We start from the raw sequence: 15,198 nt of genomic DNA, 5'->3' as shown, positions 1-15,198 counted from the left end.
TCGGTCGCCTCCGAGGCGGTGCACGCCGATATCCAGCCTTATGTACGTTTCATCACATGCTTCAGGTGGTCGACCAGGACCGGGACATGGCTGTCGGCCACGTCCTTGACGGCGGTGATCAGGGTGACGGGGCCGCCCTCGCGCACCAGGCCGACGAGCCGCTCGACGGCCTCCGTGTGCGCCGGGTCGTCCAGTTCGGTGCGGTAGCGCTCGACGAAGGCGTCGTGGCGTGCGCCGGAGCGGTCCTGGTGGTACCAGGAGCGCAGTTCGTCGGAGGGGGTGACGTCCTTCAGCCATACGTCGATCGCGGCCCGCTCCTTGGAGACGCCCCGGGGCCAGAGCCGGTCGACGAGGACCCGGGTGCCGTCGCCGTCCTCCGGCGGGTCGTAGACCCTGCGTACGCGTACGGGTTCGCTGCCGCTCGCCATGTCCGGCCGCCCTTCCTCTTCCGGGCCTCCACCCTCGCCCCCGCTCAGCCCGCCCGCACGTCGCGCCAGGCGGCCTGGATGCCGTCCGCGACGTCCTGCGCGGAGACCGGGGCCCCGTCCGAGCCGTGCCGGGCGGCGAGCCCGTGGAGATACGCGCCCACGGACGCGGCGTCGCGCGGGGCGAGTCCGGCCGCGAGCAGGGACCCCGTGAGACCGGAGAGCACGTCGCCGCTGCCCGCCGTGGCGAGCCAGGACGTGCCGGTCGGGTTGACCCGTACGGGGGTGTCGCGGGCCTCCGCGACCAGGGTCGTGGAGCCCTTGAGGAGCACGGTGGCGCGGTAGCGGGCGGCCAGCTCGCGCACCGCGGCGAGCCGCCCGGCCTCCACCTCCTCGCGGGCCGTGCCGAGCAGGGCCGCGGCCTCCCCCGCGTGCGGGGTGAGGACGGTGGGGGCGGTCCGGGTCCGCACGGTCTCCGCGTCCAGCAGCCGCAGCCCGTCCGCGTCGACGAGCACGGGGACGTCGGCGGCCAGGACGTCGGCGACGGCCGCCTCCGCGCTCCGCCCGTCGCCGAGCCCGGGACCGACCACCCAGGCCTGCACCCGCCCGGCCTTCGACGGCGGCCCGGCGTGCACCAGCGCCTCCGGGTAGCGGGCGATCACCGCGTCCGCGCCCGGTCCGACGTACCGCACGGCCCCGGCCCCGCCGCGCAGCGCGCCCGCGACCGCGAGGACGGCCGCGCCCGGGTAGCGCACGGACCCGGCGACGACGCCGACGACCCCGCGCCGGTACTTGTCGCTCTCCGGGCCGGGGGCCGGGAGCAGCGCGGCGACGTCCGCGTACTGGAGGGCCTCCAGGTCCGGCGGCTCGGGCAGGTCCGGGCCGAGCCCGATGTCCACCAGCCGCAGGGCCCCGGCGTGTTCGGCGGCCGGGTCGATCAGGAGGCCGGGCTTGTACGTGCCGAAGGTGACCGTCGCGTCCGCGCGGACCGCGTCGCCGTGCACCTCCCCGGTGTCGGCCTCCACCCCGCTCGGCAGGTCGACGGAGAGGACCGGGGTACGGTCCCGGGTCACCGTGTGGAGCAGCCCGGTGGCGTCCTCGCGCAGCCCGCCGCGCCCGCCGATGCCGGTGATGCCGTCCACGACGAGGTCGAGCACGCCGAGCCCGTCCGGCCCGTCGACGACCTGTCCCCCGGCCGCCAGCAGCGCGGCGAGGCCGCCGGGGTGGGCCCGGTCGGGGGCGAGCAGCAGGGCCCGGACGCCCGCGCCCCGGCGGGCCAGGCGGGCGCCCGCGTACAGCGCGTCGCCGCCGTTGTCGCCGCTGCCGACCAGGAGCAGGACCCGGGCCCCGTACACCCGGCCGTTGCGCCGCAGCAGATCGCCGCAGGCCACGGCGAGCCCGGCGGCGGCGCGCTGCATCAGGGCGCCCTCCGGCAGCCGCTGCATGAGGGCGGCCTCGGCGGCCCGTACGGTCTCCACGCTGTAGGCACGTCGCATGGGTCCCACCCTCCGCGATCACGGGGGCCGACGCCACCCCCGTACGCCCGACCCCGTACGCCCGACCCCGTGGGCCCGCCGCGCGTGCGGCGGTCTCACCCCCGCGGGTCGTCCGGCCGGGCGGGGTTCACCCCTCCGCGATGACCACGGCCGACGCCACGCCCGCGTCATGGCTGAGCGAGACGTGCCAGCCGCGCACGCCCAGTTCGGCGGCGCGGGCGGCGACCGTGCCGCGCACCCGCAGCCGGGGCTGCCCGCTCGCCTCGACCCAGACCTCCGCGTCGCTCCAGAGCAGCCCGCCGGGTGCGCCGAGCGCCTTGGCCAGGGCCTCCTTCGCGGCGAACCGGGCGGCGAGCGAGGCGATGCCGCGCCGCTCGCCGCTGGGCAGCGTCAACTCGCTGTCGACGAAGAGCCGGTCGGCCAGCTGGGGCGTACGCTCCAGCGCCGCGCCGAACCGCTCGATCTCGGCCACATCGATCCCGACCCCGATGATCACGACCCCACCCTCGCTGTTCCTGTCGCGCTCGCGCCCCGGACGCCCCGGGCCGCTCGCTCACTCCACGGTCACGGACTTCGCCAGGTTGCGCGGCTGGTCCACTTCGTTGCCGCGGGCCGTCGCGAGTTCGCAGGCGAAGACCTGGAGCGGCACGGTGGCGACCAGCGGCTGAAGCAGCGTAGGCGTTGCGGGGACCGTGATGAGGTGGTCGGCGTACGGGACGACGGCCTCGTCGCCCTCCTCGGCGACGACGATGGTGCGCGCGCCCCGGGCCCGGATCTCCTGGATGTTGGACACGATCTTGTCGTGGAGCACGGAACGGCCGCGCGGCGAGGGGACGATGACGACGACCGGGAGGCCCTCCTCGATGAGCGCGATCGGCCCGTGCTTCAGCTCGCCGGCCGCGAAGCCCTCGGCGTGCATGTAGGCGAGTTCCTTGAGCTTGAGCGCGCCTTCGAGGGCGACCGGATAGCCGACGTGCCGGCCGACGAACAGGACGGTGTCGTGGTGGGCGAGGGACCGGGCCAGTTCGCGCACGGGCTCCATCGTCGTGAGGACGCGGTCGACCTCGCCGGAGATCGCGGAGAGCTGGCGCACCACCGTACGGATCTCGTCGCCCCACTTGGTGCCGCGCACCTGCCCGAGGTAGAGCGCCACGAGGTAGCAGGCGACGAGCTGGGTGAGGAAGGCCTTGGTGGAGGCGACGGCGACCTCGGGCCCGGCGTGCGTGTAGAGGACGGCGTCGGACTCGCGCGGGATCGTCGAGCCGTTCGTGTTGCAGATGGCGAGCACCTTCGCACCCTGTTCGCGGGCGTGCCGCAGCGCCATCAGGGTGTCCATGGTCTCGCCGGACTGGGAGATGGCGACGACGAGGGTGCGCTGGTCCAGGATCGGGTCCCGGTAGCGGAACTCGCTGGCGAGTTCGGTCTCGCAGGGCAGCCGGGTCCAGTGCTCGATGGCGTACTTGGCGATCATCCCGGCGTGGAAGGCGGTTCCGCAGGCGACGATGACGACCTTGTCGACCTCCCGCAGCTCGGCGGCCGGGATGCGCACCTCGTCGAGGTGGAGCGTGCCCTCCCCGTCGACCCGGCCGAGGAGGGTGTCGGCGACGGCCCGGGGCTGGTCGGCGATCTCCTTGAGCATGAAGGAGGCGTAGCCGCCCTTCTCGGCGGCGGAGGCGTCCCAGTCGACGTGGTACTCGCGCACCTCGGCGGGCTCGCCGTCGAACCCGGTGACGACGACGCCCTCGCGGCTCAGCTCGACGACCTGGTCCTGGCCCAGCTCGACGGCGGACCGGGTGTGCGCGATGAAGGCGGCGACGTCCGAGGCGAGGAACCACTCGTCCTGCCCCACGCCGACGACGAGCGGGGAGTTGCGCCGGGCGCCGACGACGACGTCCGGCTGGTCCGCGTGCACGGCGACCAGGGTGAAGGCCCCCTCCAGCCGCCGGCACACCTGGCGCATGGCCTCCGCGAGGTCCCCGCCGGCCGAGAACGCCTCGGCCAGCAGATGCGCGACGACCTCGGTGTCCGTCTCCGACTCCAGGGCGTGGCCGCGCCCGGTCAGCTCGCGGCGCAGGGCCGCGAAGTTCTCGATGATCCCGTTGTGCACGACGGCGACCCGGCCCGCGTTGTCCAGGTGCGGGTGGGCGTTGGTGTCGGTGGGCGCTCCGTGCGTCGCCCAGCGGGTGTGCCCGATGCCGGTCCGCCCGGCCGGCAGCGGCCGGCTCCCCAGCTCCTTCTCCAGATTGACGAGCTTGCCCGCCTTCTTCGCGGCGGCGAGCCCGCCGTCCGCGAGAACGGCGACGCCCGCCGAGTCGTAGCCCCGGTATTCGAGGCGCTTGAGTCCTGCGACGACGACGTCCTGCGCCGACTGCATCCCGACATAACCCACGATTCCGCACATAGCGGCACCCTAAGGCCGGAAGCGCCTCGCGAGAGGAATGTTGGTCGCATACAATTTCTTGTACATGACCCACACGAAGGGCGGCCGGGCATGTCAGTGACCCAGATCGACATAGACGATGAAGCCCTGGAGCGGGCGATGGCCCTGTCCAAGGCCCGGACGAAGAAGGAGACGGTCAACCTCGCCCTGCGCTTCTACGCGGAACAGCAGGAGCGTGCGGCGCGGATCGGCCGCCACTTCGAGCGCGCGCGCGACTGGGCCGCGGTCGAGGACGCCGAGCGGCGGCATCGGGCGGAGAAGGACGGCCGGTGATCTATCTGCTCGACACCTCGGGCCTCGTCCGGCTGCTCTCCGATGCCTCTCTGCAGTCGGCGTGGTCCGAGGCGATCGAGGCCGGAACGATCGCCTCCTGCTACCCGCAGCGAGCGGAGTTCCTGTACGGCGCCCGGAATGCACGCGAGTACGACGAGATCGTGGAGATGTTCACCGACCTCTACCCGGACGTCTCCGTACCGAAGAGCGCGGGACGCTGGGTCGCCTCGGTCCAGCACCGCATGGCACGCGCCGGGCAGCACCGCAGCGCCTCCGCCGTGGACCTCGTCGTCGCCGCCACCGCGGCCCACCACGGTCTGACGGTCCTTCATGACGACCTCGACTACCGCACGGTCGCCCGGCACGCTCCCGACCTGGGCGAACACAGCGTGCACGACCTGGCCTGAGGCTCCGGTGCGGGCCCGTGCGGAGTTCCGCACCGGAGCGGGATCAGCCCATCAGGAGCACTGGACCCCCGTCACGAGCAGTACTGCGCCTCCTTGCCGATCGACCGGTACATGCAGTCCGCGTTCTCGATCAGCTGGAGCACCGCGTCCCGGTTGCGGGAGGTCTCGCGCTCGATGACCTCGTCGGGCGGGTAGAAGCCGCCGCCGGACGCCGAGCGGGGGTACATCTCGAAGGTGTAGCCGAAGATCTTCTGCGAGCCCCACAGCCAGTCGTCGATCGACCCGTCGGTGATGTACAGGTCGCTGGACTGCTCGGCGGTGTAGCCGTTGCTCGCCGCCATCTTCCGGCCCACCGCCGCGAACGCGTTGCGGTCGTCGGCGGTCATGCCGGGGGCGGTGTCGTTGTACGTGTAGCCGAAGGGCCACAGCACCAGTTCGCTGTACGTGTGGAAGTCGATGGCCGCCGTGATCTGCTGCTTCCCGCCGATCACCCGGCTGCGCACGAAGTCCGCCACGATCTTCGTCTCGGGGGCCGACTCGGCGGCCGGCCCGCGGTAGGTCTCCGACGACGGGCTGGTGGAGGATCCGCCGCAGCAGCCCCACTTGTAGGCCCAGTTGCGGTTGAGGTCGGTGCCGACCGCGCTGGAACCGGAGTTGGGCTGCCGGTTCTTGCGCCAGCTGCGGTACGAGCCGGAGGCGATGTCGTACTCCCCGCCGTCCGGGTTCATGTCCGGCACGATCCACAGCTCGCGGCCGTCGACCGCCTGCTTGATCCGGGAGTCGGAGCCGTAGCCCTGGCCCAGTTCGCGGAGCAGGTAGAGCGCCATCTCGACGGTCAGGTGCTCGCGGGCGTGCTGGTGGGCGGTGAACAGGACCTCGGGTTCGGCCTCGTCGGCGGCGACGTTGTCGCTGACCTTGACCGCGATGACGTCCCGGCCCTGGTAGGTCTTGCCGATGACGCGCTTGCTCATGATCGAGGGGTTCGCGGCGATGCGCGCGTCGATCGCCGCGTTCATCTCGGCGTAGTTGTGGTAGCGGGAGTCGGCGGGCGGGAAGTCGAGGGCGCCCACGCCGTCCGCCGCGCCCGGCCCGGCGTCCGGGGCGGGCAGGGCCTCCAGGACGTGGCCGCGCGCCCGGAGCTTCCGGGCCTGGGCCGCGTCCGCGGTGATCACGACGCCGTGGTCGTGGACCTCGTCGATCGAGACGCCCGCGCGGGCGATGTCGGTGCGGGCGGCAGGGGTGGTGCGCCCGGTGATCTCGTACTGGAGCGTCCGCTCGTCCGCGGCGACGGCCGCGTTCGGGGCCGAGGCCCCGGCGGTCGCCACGGCGGTGGCGGGAGCGGCGAGGGCGAGGGCGAGCAGGATGGTCAGGGCGGCGTTGCGCCGGGGCTTCGTCGGCCGGGATCTCCGTGCGGTGACGAGTCGCATGCTGGCATCTCCTGGGTCCGTCGGGGTGAGGGGGGGTGGAGCTGTGCGACGGGCACAGGATGAACTCATGTCATGAGCGGGTCAAGGCAAGGATTCCGGCCATCCCCTGCTGTTTGGCCGAACGGGAATCGACAGGAGAATGGCTCCGGGGGCCGCTTCGGGACGAGGCGGCACACGGAACGGTGGGGAGACAACGGGTGTCGGCGGAGAGTCTGACGACGGGTCAGTGGTGGATCGTGGCGGTGGCCGCGTCCGTGTCGTTCCTGGCGGCGGTCCACTTCTGCTTCAGGAACCGGAGGGCGACGGTCTACTCGGTGATCGCGCCCGTCCTCGGAGCGGGCACCGTCCTGGGGTTCGACGGCACACACGGGCACTCGGAGATGGAGGCGCTGGTCATCTTCTCCGTCTCGCTGCTCTCGCTGGCCCTGCTGGTCGTGGCCATACGGCCGGACATGGAGAAGATCCGGGCGAGTGCCCTGACCGGTGAGACCTACGAGGTCCCGAAGTGGAGGATCAACCTCTACGGGGTGCTGGTGGTGGCGTTCGCGGTGGTCGTGGTGTTCCTGCTGCTGTAGCCGCGGGGCCCCCGCTGTAGTTGCGGGGAACCTTGCTGGGGAAGGGGAAACGGGGACCTGCCGCTACCCCGCTCCCGTACTTCCCTGCCCCCTGCCCCCTGCTCCCTGCTCCCTGCCCCCTGCCCCCTGCCCCAGGCTTCCGGCTTCCGGCTTCCGGCTTCCGGCACAGCACGGCTACTCCCCCAGCTTCCGGCGCAGCGCGGCCCGCTCCGGCTCGGTGACCGGGAGCATCAGCGCCTCCCGGTACGCGTCGGCGGCCTCCCCGTCCCGCCCCAGCCGGCCGAGCAGGTCCCCCCGCGCCACGACGTACGGCGGGTACGCCCGCAGCCGGGGCTCCCCCGCCAACGCGTCGAGCAGCGCCAGACCGGCCGCCGGCCCGTCCCGCATCGCCACCGCCACGGCGCGGTTCAACGCCACCACGGGGGACGGGGTGAGCGTGAGGAGCACGTCGTACAGGGCCACGATCTGCGGCCAGTCCGTGGCCGCCACGTCCGCCGCCTCGTCGTGCAGGGCGGCGATGGCGGCCTGCACCCCGTACGGCCCGGCCGGTCCGCCGGTCAGCGCGCCGACGACCAGGGCGCGGCCCTCCCCGATCATCGGCCGGTCCCAGAGCCCCCGGTCCTGGTCCTCCAGGAGCACCGGCTCGCCCTCCGGCCCGGTCCGCGCGTCGCGCCGGGCGTGGACGAGGAGCAGCAGCGCGAGGAGCCCGGCGCACTCCCGCTCGGCGGGCAGCAGGCGGTGCAGTATCCGGGCCAGCCGGATCGCCTCCTCGGCCAGGTCGAGCCGCTGGAGACGGGGTCCGGAGCTGGCCGCGTACCCCTCCGTGAAGACCGAGTAGACGACCTGGAGGACTCCGGGCAGCCGCTGGGGCAGTTCGTCGGGGCCGGGCACCCGGAACGGGATACGGGCCTCGCGGATCTTCTTCTTGGCCCGCACGATGCGCTGGGCCATGGTCGCCGTCGGCACGAGGAACGCCCGCGCCACCTCCGGTGTGGTGAGCCCGGCGAGGCACCGCAGGGTCAGGGCGGTGCGGTCCTCGGCGGCGAGGGCGGGATGGGTGCAGGTGAAGAACAACTGGAGCCGTTCGTCCGGCAGTTCGCCGTCCCCGGCCCGGGGCAGGTCCGGAGCGGGGGCGGGCTCGGCGCGTTCCGCGTCGGCGGCGAGGACGGCGAGCCGGGCGGCGTACGCCTGGTCGCGCCGCAGCCGGTCCACCGCCCGACGCCGGGCGGTGGTCAGCAGCCAGGCCCCGGGCCGGGCGGGGACGCCCTCGGCGGGCCAGTGCCGCAGCGCGGCCTCGATCGCCTCGGACGTCACCTCCTCGGCCAGGTCGAGATCCCCGAACCTGCGGACGAGGGAGGCGAGCAGCAGCCCGCGCTCCTCCCGGAACACCGCCTCGACGGCTTCGGCGGCCACCCGGCCCCCGCGCGGGGGCACGCCCTTCCCCAGGCCCTCGCCCTCGCCCGGGGGCTCCTCCTCGCCCGGCACGGCTCTCAGGCCCCGAAGTCCGCGACCGGCCGGACGACGACCGAGCCGCCGTCCCGCGAGCCGGGACAGCGCGCGGCCCAGTCGAGGGCGGCGTCGAGGTCGGGCACGTCGATCACGAGGAACCCGCCCAGCAGCTCCCGCGTCTCGGCGAACGGCCCGTCCGTCACGGTCCGCTCCCCGGCCGGCGAGACCCGCACGGTGGTCGCGGTCACCAGATCGGCCAGCGACTCCCCGGAGACGTGGATGCCCGCGTCGCGTACGTCCTTGTCGTAGGCCATCCAGTCCTCGACGGTGCACTGGGGCGCGCCGCCCTGCTCGTCGACGGCTCCGCTGTGGATCAGCAGCATGTACTTCATGGTCGGCTCCTTCTCGCCTGTGTGTCGCGCCCGCCGTGCGGGTCGCCCTACACGATGACGACGAACGGGACCGGGCCCGATCGACACGCCGCCCGAACATTTTTCACGACGTCCCCCGCGACTTCTCGCGACTCACGGCAACCGGGCGACCCCTCCGACGCCCCGACGATCGCCAGGTGAAGCGAACGAGGAAGAAGCCCGGTCGCTACGTGCGCCCCGACAGGCTGCCGAGGAAGAAGGCCCGGACGTCCTCGGCGAACAGCTCCGGCACCTCCATCGCCGCGAAGTGACCGCCGCGGTCGAATTCCGACCAGTGCCTGATGTCGTACAACCGCTCGGCCAGCGGCCGCACCGACTGCGTGATGTCGTGCGCGAACACCGCCACGCCGACCGGCACCGGGCACGGCTCCGTCCGCCGCGCCGCCTCGCGGTGCAGCCGGGCCGAGGAGGCCGCGGTGGCGGTCAGCCAGTACAGCGATACGTCGGTGAGCATCCGCTCGTCGCCGATCGGCGTACGGGGGTCGGTCCACTGGGCGAAGCGCTCGGCGATCCAGGCCAGCTGACCGACGGGCGAGTCGGTCAGCGCGTAGCCGATGGTCTGCGGGGTGGCGGCCTGGAGAGCCTGGTACGGGGGGCGGTTCGCCATCATCCGCCTGACCTTGTCCAGCCGGGCCTCGTCCTCCTCGGACAGGTCGACGCCGGCGTCCGGGTCCGGCCGGGTCGGCAGGTAGTTGACGTGCACGCCGACCACCTGCTCGGGGGCCAGCGCGCCGAGAGCCGTCGAGATGCCCGAGCCGAAGTCGCCGCCCTGCGCGCCGTAACGCTCGTACCCGAGCCGGCGCATGAGCTCGGCCCAGGCCCGTGCGATCCGGACCATGTCCCAGCCGCGCTCGCGGGTCGGTCCGGAGAAGCCGTAGCCCGGGATGGACGGGATCACCAGGTGGAAGTCGCGCGCCAGCGGCTCGATCACGTCGAGGAACTCCAGGAAGGACCCGGGCCAGCCGTGGGTGAGTATCAGCGCGAGTGCGTCCGGTCTCGGGCACCGGACGTGGACGAAGTGAACGTTCTGGCCGTCGATCTCGGTGGTGAAGTGCGGAAGTTCGTTGAGCACGGCCTCGTGCTCGCGCCAGTCGTACCCGGTGCGCCAGAGGTCGGCCAGTTCCCTGAGCCGTGCCAGCGGGAAGCCGTAGTCCCACCCCGCGTCGGCGATCTCGTTGGGCCAGCGGGTGCGGGCGAGCCGGACGTTCAGGTCGTCGAGGTCGGACTGGGGAACGTCGATGCGGAACGACTTGATCATGGTGGTGGCTCCAAGGCTATGAGGTGGCGATCTCCGGACGGTCGGCTTGTTCCATGACGCCGGCTCCATATCGTTGGTCCAGCCAACGTTGGCTGGACCCACCCTATGCCTGATCGTGGGTGGGGCCAACAAGTTGTTACATTGCGTCCGTGGAAACGGAACACGGGACGCCGCAGCGGCTGCGCGCGCTGTCGAGCAGGCTGGTCAACCAGGCGGCGCTGGCCGCGAACCGGATCGTGGATCACGAGCTGGCCCGGGCCGGCGCCCGGCGCTACCACTACGCCCTGCTGGCGGCTGCCGAGGAGTACGGCCCGTCGAGCCAGGCCGACCTCGGGCGCCGTACGGGCATCGACCGCAGCGACATGGTGGCAACGGTCAACGACCTCGCCGAACGGCGGCTCCTGGAGCGCGCGCCCGACCCGGAGGACCGCAGGCGCAACGTCATCACCATCACCCCGCCGGGCCGGAGAGAACTCACCCGCCTCGACCGGCTGCTGGCCGCCGCGCAGGACGAGTTCCTCGCCCCGTTGCCCGCGGCCGACCGGCGGAACCTGATCGACCTGCTCAACCGCCTCGTGGATCATCACCGCGGCGACCACGGCTGAACGCGCCGCAGGGACCGCGGGAAGCAAGCACGGACCGCCACTACTGCCCGCACGTGCTCCCCGGCCCCGCCGTGGTGAGCCTTTGGTGAGCGCCTTGACGCATGCTGCGGAGTCAGGCGGTCCCGGCCTCCGGCCTCTGGACTGCTCACGCGCCGAGCAGGCACGGCTCGGCGGCATACGCCCAGCCCTCGCGGCATTCCCCGCAGCACCCCGGCACGGACGACCGGAAGGCCCGGTCGCAGTCGTCGCAGTTCTGGAGGGGGACGACGGGCACGGCGGCGGGCAGGGGCGGCGGAAGCAGCGCGACGAGCCGGTGCCGCACCAGCTTCGCCGGATGCCGGAGGGGCACGGGCGGGTCATCGGTGAGCGCGACCCGCACGGCATCAGGCCGCACGCCACGCTCCAGCCAGGCGGCGACTCCGGGGGTGAGCCGCTCCACGTCCGCCTCGGAGAGGACGAACAGGGGCGCGGAGACCTGGAGCCCGGCGAGCAGGCGGGCGGCCTCGTCGAACAACGCGGCGCTGGGCCTGCGGGGGAAGGGCAACGGCGGGGGCGGCGGCTTGGACGCGGTGGGCGCCGGCACGAGCCGGGGCGCGGGCGAGGACGAGGGAGCGGCGGCATCCGGTACGGGAGCGGGAGCGGGCTCCCGCTCAGGTGCACCTACGGGGGCGGGTGCGGAGGCGGGGACGGACACGGTGGCGGGGACGGCGGCGCAGGCGCGGGCTGAAGTCGCCACAGAGGCCACAGAGGGCGCAGAGGGCGCAGAGGGCGCAGAGGGCGCAGAGGCGGCCCCGGCCCGCCGGGCAGCAGCCTCCGGGTGGTTGTACGACTCCGTACGTGTGGCCATCCGCCCGCCCTGGACGCGTTCGCGGATGCGGCGCAGGAACCCGTGGCGCTCCAACTCCCGCAACGCGGCGGCGATGCGGGCCTCGCTCTCCGGGAAGACCGCGGCGAGCGCCTTGACGCCGATGCGCCTCCCGGCGGGCAGCGACTGGATGTGGGTGCCGAGGCCGATGGCCAGCAGGGACATGTCGCGGTGCTGGGAGAGCCGGTTGGAGATGATCGAGTACCCGTCGGTGAGCCGGATGTTGATGTGTACGACACCGGAGGACGGGACGCGCGAGGGCACGCTAATCTGCTGGGTATCCATCGGGAAGGCTCCTGCTTCCTCGGTGGTCAGGTCCTCGATCGGGATGCCAGTCCCGGCCGGGGGCCGTCTCATGTCTGGGGTGGTGGTCAGCGTGAGCATATGCCCGCCAACAGGTCATAAATCCAGCCCGGTTGGCACACTTCACCCATGCGAGTGATGACGCCCTCGCGCGCTTACGCGCCCGCGCGCCCGGCGGTGGCCACTGGCCGGATCAGGGTGGGGTTGGGTTATTTCCCCAGTACTTAAAAGCAGTACTCAAAAGCTTTTACGTCGCGGGCGACCGCGACGCGGTCCACCACGTCGCGGCCAAGCACATCCCGGCTCACCGGGTCGCGGTTCACCGGGTCGCGGCAGTCACGATCCGGTGAGCGCGCGGCAGTCACGATCCGGTGAGCGCCACCTCCGCCCAGACCGTCTTGCGCGGGAACGGCCCGTGCTCCGTGCCCCACCGCACCGACAACGCCTCGACGAGCAACAGCCCGCGCCCGCTCTCGGAGTCGGCGGCCGGGGCCTGCTTCTCCGGGAGGCGCTCACCCCGGGTGTCGACGACCTCGATGCGCAGGATGTCGTCGTACACGCTGAGCAGAATCCGGAAGTCTCGCCCCGGGACGTACCCGTGCAGGGCCGCGTTGGTCGCCAGTTCACCGATCACCAGGCTCGCGTCCTCCAGCGGCAGCCCCCAGGTGCGCAGTTGTTCGGTGGCGAGCAGCCGGGCGAGGCGAGCCCCCCGGCGGGTGGCGGAGAGCTGGACGGCGAACTGTCCCGTGCGTGCCCTCGGTTGGGTGATTCTCTGGTTCATGTCACTCAGAGTGTCCGGGCGTATCTACTCTGAGAAGCACTGACGTGAGTACGGACAGTGACTGTCCCCGGTGCGCCGGGCCCCGTCCCCGCCGTACACGTCCGGCACACGCATACGGGTGGAGGCTCCTGCCGCATGACTGACATGAACAACCAGGACCGCGAGGACCGCACGGCGCTCGACGGGGACGACGAGGACCGGGACTTCGGCCTGGAGGACGACTCCGGCGCGGTCATCGCGGCGGTCGGCCGGCAGATCAAGCTCTGGCGCGAGGCGGCCGGACTGCGGGCGGCCGAGCTGGGCACGGCCATCGGTTACAGCGAGAACCTGGTCTTCAAGGTCGAGGGCGGGCGGCGCATCCCGAAGCCGGAGTTCCTGGACCGGACCGATGACGTCGTGGGCGCGGGCGGCAAGATCGCGGCGATGAAGAAGGACGTGGAGGAGGCGCGGTATCCGAAGAAGGTCCGCGACCTGACGAAACTGGAGGCGGAGGCCGTCGAGATCGGTTCGTACGCGAATGGAGTGATCGACGGGCTGCTCCAGACCGAGGAGTATGCGCGCGCTCTGTACCGCGAGCGACGCCCCGCGTACAGCGAGGAAGACATCGAGCGTCTGGTGACGGCCCGCATGGCCCGGCAGGTGGTCTTCGACCGACGGCCCGCGCCGCTGCTGACCTTTGTCCAGGAGGAGTCGACCCTGCGCAGGCGGACCGGAGGCAGAATGGTCCTGCGTCGCCAGCTCGAACACCTGCTTGAGCTGAGCCAGTTGCGGCATGTCGAGATCCAGGTCATGCCGATGGAGGCGGAGGAGCACGCGGGCCTGGGCGGTTCACACGAGGTGATTAAGCTCAAGGACGGAAAGACGGTCGGGCACAACGAGGTCCAGCTCATCAGCGGGCTGATCACCAACCCGCGTGAGGTGCAGATCCTGGAGATGCGGTACAACCTGATCCGGTCACAGGCCCTCACTCCTCGGCTGTCACGGGAATTCATCGAGAAACTGCTGGGAGAGACATGAACAGCACCGAGCTGAGCTGGTTCAAGAGCAGTTACAGCACCAACGACGGCCCTCAGTGCATCGAGGTCGCCGCCGCCCCCTCCACCATCCACGTACGCGACACCAAACAACTCCCCGCCGACGGCCCGCACCTCGGCTTCGCCCCGGCCGCCTGGGCGGCCTTCGTCACGTACGCCTCACAGACCTGAGCCCTGCCCGCAACGCCGGTCGTGTGGGCCGACGACTTCTCGGCCACCTCGTCCTCGGCGTAGGGGAACGTGGAGCGGAGGCGGGAATCCGGGCAGTCGGGCCGGCGCGGGTCCCGGCCCGGCCGCCGTACCAGCGGCCGGGCCCGCACAGGGCCCGGCCGTTGTGGGAAACTCCCCGGCGCGCCCGGCTCACCGGGTGCTAGCCTCCCGTTCCGATCATCGTCAGCCGCCCGTTCGCCGACACGCCACGCGCTTCGTGCGCCAGGCCCCCCACCGGTCGCGTCCGCCGCCAGAGCCCGAGGACCGACGTGTCTCCGACCGACCCCGACCTGATACGCGCGGAGTTCGATCTCTGCCGCCAGATCCCCTCCCTCGTGGACCTCCGCACCGCCGTACGCGGGAACGACTGGAACACCGTGGAGGCGTACTTCGACTTCCTGGACGACGAGGACGAGCGTGCCGTGGCCGCGAACGTCGTCGCCGACCTCAGTTCCTCCGAACGCTTCCTGGAACGCGCCGCGGCCGACCACGGGTCCCCCCTGGCCCGGACGCTGCTCGCCGCGCGCTACATCATGGTGGGCTGGGACATCCGTGGCTCGTACACGGCGGAGCACGTGTCGCGGGATCAGTTCCAGGCGTTCCACGCCTGGCTGCGGCGTGCCGAACAACTGCTGATCGGCGTGTGCGCCGACGAGCCGGCGTACGCCCTCGCCTGGACGTCCCGGCTGACGACCGCCCGGGGACTGGAACTCGGGGCGAGCGAGGTGCGCCGGCGGTACGACCGGCTGGCGGAGCATCACCCGCACCACATCCAGGCGCAGATCCTGCTGCTCCAGCAGCTGTGCCCCAAGTGGGGCGGCCGGTGGGAAGACGCGTTCGGCTTCGCGCGGGCGTGCATGGACGCGGCTCCCGCGGGAAGCCACGCGGGACGGCTGGTGGCGCAGGCGCATCTGGAACGCTGGCTGGACGGCAGTGACACCGGGCCGGGCGACTACCTGCGCCCGGCCGAGGTGCGCGACGACATCCTCGCGGCCGCCGACCGGTCCGTACGGCACCCGGACTACCGGCCGGGCTTCCACTGGGTGGGCGACCACAACGACTTCGCCGGGGCCCTGAGCCTGGGCGGTCACTACCGGGAGGCGGCCCCGTACTTCCGCACGCTCGGGGACAAGGCGACCGAGACCCCGTGGGGTTACTGGGGCGACCGGGAAGTGCAGTTCCTCAAGCACCGCAGACGCGCCATGGCGAAGGGCTGACC

At 72.4% G+C, this 15,198-nt stretch carries 17 protein-coding genes; 7 read left to right on the top strand and 10 right to left on the bottom strand.

Going from position 1 to position 15,198, the window contains the following annotated elements:
* Nucleotides 1-38: 38 nt before the first annotated feature.
* The 4 genes from OG245_RS23250 to glmS all read right to left on the bottom strand — a co-directional run bounded on the left by OG245_RS23250 (nucleotide 39) and on the right by glmS (nucleotide 4,322).
* The gene (locus tag OG245_RS23250; RefSeq protein WP_371625385.1) at nucleotides 39-428 is read right to left on the bottom strand and encodes a DUF488 domain-containing protein; all 390 of its coding nucleotides are present in this window, start codon (nucleotides 426-428) and stop codon (nucleotides 39-41) included.
* A gap of 44 nt (nucleotides 429-472) precedes the next feature.
* Nucleotides 473-1,921, bottom strand: a complete 1,449-nt coding sequence (locus OG245_RS23245; RefSeq protein ID WP_371625384.1) for an NAD(P)H-hydrate dehydratase — start codon at nucleotides 1,919-1,921, stop codon at nucleotides 473-475.
* 127 nt (nucleotides 1,922-2,048) lie between these two features.
* On the bottom strand, nucleotides 2,049-2,417 hold the full coding sequence (locus tag OG245_RS23240; RefSeq protein ID WP_371625383.1) for a holo-ACP synthase: 369 nt from the start codon (nucleotides 2,415-2,417) through the stop codon (nucleotides 2,049-2,051).
* A gap of 57 nt (nucleotides 2,418-2,474) precedes the next feature.
* The gene (glmS, locus tag OG245_RS23235) at nucleotides 2,475-4,322 is read right to left on the bottom strand and encodes a glutamine--fructose-6-phosphate transaminase (isomerizing) (protein ID WP_371625382.1); all 1,848 of its coding nucleotides are present in this window, start codon (nucleotides 4,320-4,322) and stop codon (nucleotides 2,475-2,477) included.
* A gap of 90 nt (nucleotides 4,323-4,412) precedes the next feature.
* Between glmS and OG245_RS23230 the strand changes: the two genes are divergently transcribed.
* Together OG245_RS23230 and OG245_RS23225 are read left to right on the top strand one after the other, a co-directional pair.
* The gene (locus OG245_RS23230) at nucleotides 4,413-4,634 is read left to right on the top strand and encodes a type II toxin-antitoxin system VapB family antitoxin (RefSeq protein WP_371625381.1); all 222 of its coding nucleotides are present in this window, start codon (nucleotides 4,413-4,415) and stop codon (nucleotides 4,632-4,634) included.
* Nucleotides 4,631-5,041: a PIN domain-containing protein gene (locus OG245_RS23225; protein ID WP_371625380.1), complete on the top strand. Its 411-nt coding sequence runs from the start codon at nucleotides 4,631-4,633 to the stop codon at nucleotides 5,039-5,041. The genes OG245_RS23230 and OG245_RS23225 overlap by 4 nt, the downstream gene beginning before the upstream one ends.
* Nucleotides 5,042-5,112: 71 nt before the next feature.
* Here the strand turns inward: OG245_RS23225 and OG245_RS23220 are convergent, their stop codons facing one another.
* The gene (locus OG245_RS23220) at nucleotides 5,113-6,468 is read right to left on the bottom strand and encodes a M14 family metallopeptidase (protein ID WP_371625379.1); all 1,356 of its coding nucleotides are present in this window, start codon (nucleotides 6,466-6,468) and stop codon (nucleotides 5,113-5,115) included.
* Between the two features lie 197 nt (nucleotides 6,469-6,665).
* Between OG245_RS23220 and OG245_RS23215 the strand changes: the two genes are divergently transcribed.
* Nucleotides 6,666-7,043, top strand: coding sequence for a hypothetical protein (locus OG245_RS23215; protein WP_371625378.1), 378 nt, complete (start codon nucleotides 6,666-6,668; stop codon nucleotides 7,041-7,043).
* Nucleotides 7,044-7,217: 174 nt separating this feature from the next.
* Here OG245_RS23215 and OG245_RS23210 read toward each other — a convergent pair whose 3' ends face one another.
* The 3 genes from OG245_RS23210 to OG245_RS23200 form a co-directional block, all read right to left on the bottom strand.
* Nucleotides 7,218-8,477: an RNA polymerase sigma factor gene (locus OG245_RS23210; protein WP_371627963.1), complete on the bottom strand. Its 1,260-nt coding sequence runs from the start codon at nucleotides 8,475-8,477 to the stop codon at nucleotides 7,218-7,220.
* 56 nt (nucleotides 8,478-8,533) lie between these two features.
* Nucleotides 8,534-8,884 (bottom strand): YciI family protein, encoded by a 351-nt coding sequence (locus OG245_RS23205; protein WP_050360936.1) that lies wholly within the window; start codon nucleotides 8,882-8,884, stop codon nucleotides 8,534-8,536.
* Between the two features lie 205 nt (nucleotides 8,885-9,089).
* Nucleotides 9,090-10,181: an epoxide hydrolase family protein gene (locus OG245_RS23200; protein WP_371625377.1), complete on the bottom strand. Its 1,092-nt coding sequence runs from the start codon at nucleotides 10,179-10,181 to the stop codon at nucleotides 9,090-9,092.
* A gap of 149 nt (nucleotides 10,182-10,330) precedes the next feature.
* Between OG245_RS23200 and OG245_RS23195 the strand changes: the two genes are divergently transcribed.
* Nucleotides 10,331-10,786 (top strand): MarR family winged helix-turn-helix transcriptional regulator, encoded by a 456-nt coding sequence (locus tag OG245_RS23195; RefSeq protein ID WP_371625376.1) that lies wholly within the window; start codon nucleotides 10,331-10,333, stop codon nucleotides 10,784-10,786.
* A gap of 145 nt (nucleotides 10,787-10,931) precedes the next feature.
* Here the strand turns inward: OG245_RS23195 and OG245_RS23190 are convergent, their stop codons facing one another.
* Entirely contained in the window at nucleotides 10,932-11,936 is a 1,005-nt protein-coding gene (locus OG245_RS23190; RefSeq protein WP_371627962.1) for a hypothetical protein, read from the bottom strand.
* A 379-nt stretch (nucleotides 11,937-12,315) separates the two neighbouring features.
* Nucleotides 12,316-12,735, bottom strand: coding sequence for an ATP-binding protein (locus tag OG245_RS23185; protein ID WP_371625375.1), 420 nt, complete (start codon nucleotides 12,733-12,735; stop codon nucleotides 12,316-12,318).
* A gap of 135 nt (nucleotides 12,736-12,870) precedes the next feature.
* On the opposite strand from OG245_RS23185, the gene OG245_RS23180 reads away from it, so the two are divergent.
* The 3 genes from OG245_RS23180 to OG245_RS23170 all read left to right on the top strand — a co-directional run bounded on the left by OG245_RS23180 (nucleotide 12,871) and on the right by OG245_RS23170 (nucleotide 15,196).
* Nucleotides 12,871-13,752: a helix-turn-helix domain-containing protein gene (locus tag OG245_RS23180; RefSeq protein ID WP_371625374.1), complete on the top strand. Its 882-nt coding sequence runs from the start codon at nucleotides 12,871-12,873 to the stop codon at nucleotides 13,750-13,752.
* The gene (locus OG245_RS23175; RefSeq protein WP_371625373.1) at nucleotides 13,749-13,940 is read left to right on the top strand and encodes a DUF397 domain-containing protein; all 192 of its coding nucleotides are present in this window, start codon (nucleotides 13,749-13,751) and stop codon (nucleotides 13,938-13,940) included. Before OG245_RS23180 ends, OG245_RS23175 begins: the two co-directional genes overlap by 4 nt.
* A gap of 308 nt (nucleotides 13,941-14,248) precedes the next feature.
* Nucleotides 14,249-15,196 carry a hypothetical protein gene (locus OG245_RS23170; protein ID WP_371625372.1) on the top strand — a complete coding sequence of 316 codons (948 nt, stop codon included), beginning with the start codon at nucleotides 14,249-14,251 and terminating at the stop codon, nucleotides 15,194-15,196.
* Nucleotides 15,197-15,198: the final 2 nt, after the last annotated feature.

Origin of the sequence: Streptomyces sp. NBC_01116 (genome assembly GCF_041435495.1) — a bacterium.
In the GTDB taxonomy this organism is placed as follows: Bacteria; Actinomycetota; Actinomycetes; order Streptomycetales; family Streptomycetaceae; genus Streptomyces.
The sequence above is the reverse complement of the archived record's forward strand: the minus strand, read 5'-3'. Positions and strand labels throughout refer to the sequence as shown.